Source organism: Paenibacillus rhizoplanae, assembly GCF_042684125.1.
Taxonomy (GTDB): Bacteria; Bacillota; Bacilli; order Paenibacillales; family Paenibacillaceae; genus Paenibacillus_AQ; species Paenibacillus_AQ rhizoplanae.
On sequence record NZ_JBHUKY010000095.1, the window covers coordinates 1 to 548 of the forward strand.

Annotated in this window: 1 protein-coding gene; it reads right to left on the reverse strand. The window is 51.5% G+C overall.

The window, feature by feature from the left end:
- A partial coding sequence (locus ACFSX3_RS30675; protein WP_449290229.1) for a transposase occupies window positions 1-548 on the reverse strand: 548 nt, incomplete at both ends.

The window sequence follows — 548 nt, forward strand, 5'->3', positions numbered from 1 at the left end:
AAACTGTTCCGGTCCCCAAGCAGCTTTTGATATTGTTCGTACTTCTGCAGTCGAGGGAGCAAATCCTTACGCAACGTCCGAACCGTCTTTTTTAGGGGCTTGTCTTTCGGTTTTTCGGCAAGCTGTGCTTCAAGCTTTTGCACGGCTTGTTCGAGTTTCTCACTGTCCATTTCCGAACCCGTGCTGAGTTCATCCAGATCTTTGCCCTGGTTCTCTTGTTCTTCCTGCTCTTCCGCTGCTTCAATGTCAGCGAATAGGGCCTGTACCTTATCTCGCAGTTTCGCTTTGTGTTTGCTGACCGCTTTGCTCCAGACAAAGGTGTAGCGATTGGCATTCGCCTCGATCTTAGTTCCGTCCACAAAATAATGCTCCAGAGACACGTATTTTTCGTCAGCCAGAAACTGAAGCACGGCGGTAAATACCGTTTCGAGGACATTTCTCATCCGCTGGGAACGGAAGCGATTCAGCGTGCGGAAGTCGGGTCGCTGCCGTCCGGCCAGCCACATGAAGGGAATGTTCTCCCGGACCGCTTTGGCGATTTGGCGAGA